At 65.7% G+C, this 4,212-nt stretch carries 5 protein-coding genes; 4 read left to right on the top strand and 1 reads right to left on the bottom strand.

Translation table 11 applies throughout. The features are described 5' to 3' along the window. Positions 1–332 (bottom strand): aldo/keto reductase (locus AC5JJ6_RS01545; RefSeq protein WP_496040352.1); only part of this gene is annotated, 332 nt, incomplete at its 3' end. 182 nt (positions 333–514) lie between these two features. Between AC5JJ6_RS01545 and AC5JJ6_RS01540 the strand changes: the two genes are divergently transcribed. From AC5JJ6_RS01540 to AC5JJ6_RS01525, 4 genes are all read left to right on the top strand, one after another. Continuing rightward, on the top strand, positions 515–922 hold the full coding sequence (locus AC5JJ6_RS01540; protein WP_496040351.1) for a DUF2946 family protein: 408 nt from the start codon (positions 515–517) through the stop codon (positions 920–922). A 90-nt stretch (positions 923–1,012) separates the two neighbouring features. Then, positions 1,013–2,383 carry a PepSY-associated TM helix domain-containing protein gene (locus AC5JJ6_RS01535; protein ID WP_496040350.1) on the top strand — a complete coding sequence of 457 codons (1,371 nt, stop codon included), beginning with the start codon at positions 1,013–1,015 and terminating at the stop codon, positions 2,381–2,383. A 69-nt stretch (positions 2,384–2,452) separates the two neighbouring features. Continuing rightward, the gene (locus tag AC5JJ6_RS01530; protein ID WP_496040349.1) at positions 2,453–3,247 is read left to right on the top strand and encodes a methyl-accepting chemotaxis protein; all 795 of its coding nucleotides are present in this window, start codon (positions 2,453–2,455) and stop codon (positions 3,245–3,247) included. Positions 3,248–3,377: 130 nt separating this feature from the next. Further along, positions 3,378–4,085 carry a glutathione binding-like protein gene (locus AC5JJ6_RS01525; RefSeq protein ID WP_496040348.1) on the top strand — a complete coding sequence of 236 codons (708 nt, stop codon included), beginning with the start codon at positions 3,378–3,380 and terminating at the stop codon, positions 4,083–4,085. Positions 4,086–4,212 lie beyond the last annotated feature (127 nt).

The raw sequence follows: 4,212 nt of genomic DNA, 5'->3' as shown, positions 1-4,212 counted from the left end.
AGCAGGTAGACATCGAGATAGTCGGTCCCGATCCGCTTCAGGCTACGCTCGCAGGCCTGGATCGCGCTGCGGCGGCCAGCGTTCTGCGGATAGGCCTTGCTGACCAGGAAGCAATCGTCCCGCCGGCCCTTGATCGCCTCGCCCACGACCTCCTCTGCGCCGCCGTCGGCGTACATCTCCGCCGTGTCGATCAGCGTCATGCCGAGGTCCAGTCCCAATTGCAGCGCCTTGACCTCGCGGGGGCGCTCGCCGCGGTCCTCACCCATGAACCAGGTGCCCTGACCCAGAGTGGGGACTTCTCCGTCGCCAAAGGGGATGGTGCGTAGCGGCATGGTGGATCTCCTTCGGGGGTTTCCCGGACGAACACGGCGACCGTGACGGCGGTTCCGGATTTGGACAGGCGGCTTGGGGAATAATGGCCGAACCGATCCGTCTGGAAAAAGTCGAAAGTTTGTTGACGGTCGAACCGAACTGGATAAGCGTAGCGGCCATGGCACTGAGATGGTCAGGTTTGATGGGTTGGAAGCGCGCGGCTATCGCGGCGCTGCTGGCCTGCGTCCTGATCGCCCAAGGCCATTCCGGCGTCTCCCCCACGCTTCAGGCGGGGATGCCGGTTGCCGCCGATGCAGCAGCCTTCGACTCCATGGCGTCGATGTGCCTGCACGACGATATGGCGGCGATGCCGGCGTCCGCCCCTTCGGACGAGCACGAGCGGCATGACGACCGCAGCGGGCACGAGCTCTGCTGCACGCTGCTGTGCGGTCTGGGGTGCCTGACCGGCCCGGCGCTGCTTCCCGGCGTCGCGGCCTTGCCGCCGATCACGCGGGGCGATGCGGCGCTTCGGATCTTCAGCGTTCGGTCCCTGCCTGGAGCAACCGCTTGGCTGCCGGTCGGAGCAAGGGCGCCACCCGTTACGGCCTGATTTCCCAATCGAACGATTCCTTTGGCACACGGAGCCTTGCGGCCGCCGCGCCGACGCGCGTGCGCCCGGCTCCCATCAGGACCGCATATCATGACGGACATCGCCGTTCCGACCATTTCCCGCGCCGCACCGGCGGCGGGGACGGCATCCAGCCTCTACCGGGCTGTCTGGCGCTGGCATTTCTACGCCGGCCTTTTCGCCCTGCCCTTCCTGATCGTCCTCGCAGTGACGGGAGCGCTCTACCTGTTCCACCAGGAGATCGACGGGCTGATCCATGCAGACCTCAAGCGCGTCGAAGCCCAGGCGACGGCGCAGACCGCCCCGTCGGCCATCGTCGCTGCAGCGCTGGACGCCTATCCCGGCACGGCGGCAAAGTACCTGCCGCCGGCAGCGCCGGACGCTTCCGCCGAAGTCGTGGTCAAGACCTCGGCCGGGCCCAAGCTGTCGGTCTTCGTCAACCCCTATGACGGGCGGGTCCTGGGAGACATCCCCGACAAGGGAACGGTCATAGGGATCGTCCGCCAGATCCACAGCCTCGCCTTCTTCGGTCCCGTCGCCAACGGCTTGATCGAGATCGCCGCAGGCTGGGCCATCCTGCTGGTCGCGACCGGCATCTATCTCTGGTGGCCGCGCGGGCAGGCGGGCGGACGGGCGGGAGGCGTCGTGACGGTTCGCGGCACGCCGAAGCGCCGGATGTGGTGGCGGGACGTCCATGCGGTCACGGGGCTGTTCGCCGGCTTCTTCATCCTGTTCCTGGCGGCCACCGGGATGCCGTGGTCGATCGTCTGGGGCAAGTACGTCAACGAGTGGGCCAACGGTTCCAACTTCGGCTATCCGGCCGGCGTCCGCGTCGCCGTCCCCATGTCGGACGAGCACCTGGCCCACACCGGACCGACGACCTGGTCGCTGGAACAGGCCCGCATGCCAGAGTCCGGTCCCGCCAGTGCTGGCGGCGGTCCCATCGGGCTGGACGCCGCCGTCGCCGTCTTCGACCGGCTGGGACTGGCGAAGGGCTATGCCATCGCCCTGCCCGGCGGTCCGACCGGCGTCTATACCGGTTCGGTCTACCCCGACGACCTGTCGCAGCAGCGTGTCGTCCACCTCGACCAGTATTCCGGCAAGCCGCTGATCGACATGAGCTTCGCCGACTACGGTCCGCTCGGCAAAGGCCTGGAATGGGGCGTAAATGTCCACATGGGTCAGGAATACGGGCTGGCCAATCAGCTGGTCATGCTCGCCGTCTGCGCCGCTATCGTCCTGATGTCGGGATCGGCCGGCGTCATGTGGTGGAAGCGGCGGCCACGGGGCAGTTTCGGCGTCCCCCCGGCACCGTCGGACCGGCGCGTCCTTCGCGGCGTCGTCGGCATCCTGGCGGTCGGCGGCGTCGTGTTCCCGCTGGTCGGCGCGTCGCTACTGGTCATGCTGGCGCTGGACACCGCACTGGCACGCAGGAAAGCTTAAAAAACTGCGCAAACGCCGGTCCCGAAAGGTACCGGCGTTTGCGTTCGATACCGTCAAGTCGCAGCCGGCGTGACCCAGATCGTCCAGTTCATTCAGGACATAGCGTCGCAAACCAATCTTTTGGCGCTGAACGCCACGATCGAGGCGGCGCGGGCCGGAGAAGCCGGCAAGGGTTTCGCCGTCGTGGCCGGGGAGGTCAAGAACCTGGCTACGCAGACGTCGAAGGCGACCGAGGAAGTGACGACCAAGGTCGACGCCGTCGTGTCGGCCGCCAACAATGTCGCGTCCCTGATTGCGGAAGTATCGCGCACGATCGAAGCGATCGACGGAGATTCCGGGACGATCGCCCCTGCGGTGACCGAGCAGAGCGCATCCACGTCCGAGATCAGCAGGAACGTCCAGGAAGCGGCGGAAAAGACCAACCATGCCTCGGAAAACATCGGACTCGTCCGCGAAACCACCGACTTCACCAAGGTTGCGGCCTCGCGGTTGCTGGCGGCGGCGTCCGACCTGTCTCTCCAGGCGGAAACGTTGCGCGGCGAGGTCGATCAGTTCCTGGCTGCCATGACGAACGCGGGAGAACGCCGCAGCTTCGAACGCCGGAAGCATGATGCGCCGGTAACGCTGAAGATCGACGGAAAATCCCTGAACGGCTGCATGGTCGATATCTCCGACGGCGGCACGTCTCTGAAGCTGGACGGTGCGTGGCGGGTCGGCATGCAGGCGACCGTCGTGGTCCATGGCGCGGAACTTCCAGGCCGGATCGTCGAGGCCGGCAATGGTCACGTCAGGGTGCAGTTCCTCTTCGACGAGGATACCCATAACAAGGTCATCAGGCTGTTCGACAGAGGACTGGCCGCATAAGGCCACGGGGGAATGGCCGCGTAGGGCCACAGGAACGGATCGCGGCCACGATGGTTGCCGGGGATGACATAGCGTGTTATGGAATGATCGGTCCATAACTCATCCCGGTCCATCGCTGGAGCCTGCCGACATGATCGATCTGCATTACTGGACGACGCCCAACGGGCATAAAGTCACCATCTTCCTTGAAGAATCGGGCCTTCCCTACCGGATCATTCCCGTCAACATCAGCTCGGGCGAGCAGTTCAAGCCGGAATTTCTGAAGATTGCGCCGAACAACCGCATCCCGGCGATCGTCGATCAGGAGCCGGCGGATGGCGGTGAGCCGGTCTCGGTCTTCGAATCGGGAGCTATCCTGATCTATCTCGGCGAAAAGACCGGCAGGTTCCTTCCCACCGACCTGCGGGCACGGGCCGACGTGCTGCAATGGCTGATGTGGCAGATGGGCGGCCTTGGACCCATGGCCGGGCAGAACCACCACTTCGTCCAGTATGCGCCGGAACGCATCCCCTATGCGATGGAACGCTACGTCAAGGAGACCAACCGGCTCTACGGCGTGCTGGACCGCCGTTTGGCCGACCGGCCCTTCGTGGCGGGCGAGTACTCGATCGCGGACATGGCGGCCTATCCCTGGATCGTTCCCTATGAGCGCCAGCAGCAGAACCTGGACGATTTCCCCAACCTGAAGCGCTGGTTCGAAGCCATCCGGGCTCGGCCCGCGGTCGAGCGCGCCTATGCGCGGGCAGCCGAGATCAACTCCCAGCCGACCATGACCGAAGAAGCCAAGAAGATCATGTTCGGCCAGACCGCCGCCAATCTCGGCGGCACCACAAAGTAGGATCAGACGGAAACCGCCACCTCGGTCGTCGCGGCTGCCGGCGGCTGAGCGGCGGCTGCCGGTGCCGCCACCGTCGTCGCGGCGGCTTCCGTCTTTTCGGTGCGGCGCTGGTTGCCTAGGGGTCTTT

This window comes from Skermanella sp. (assembly GCF_059503625.1).
This window is presented reverse-complemented; position numbering and strand designations above follow the sequence as displayed.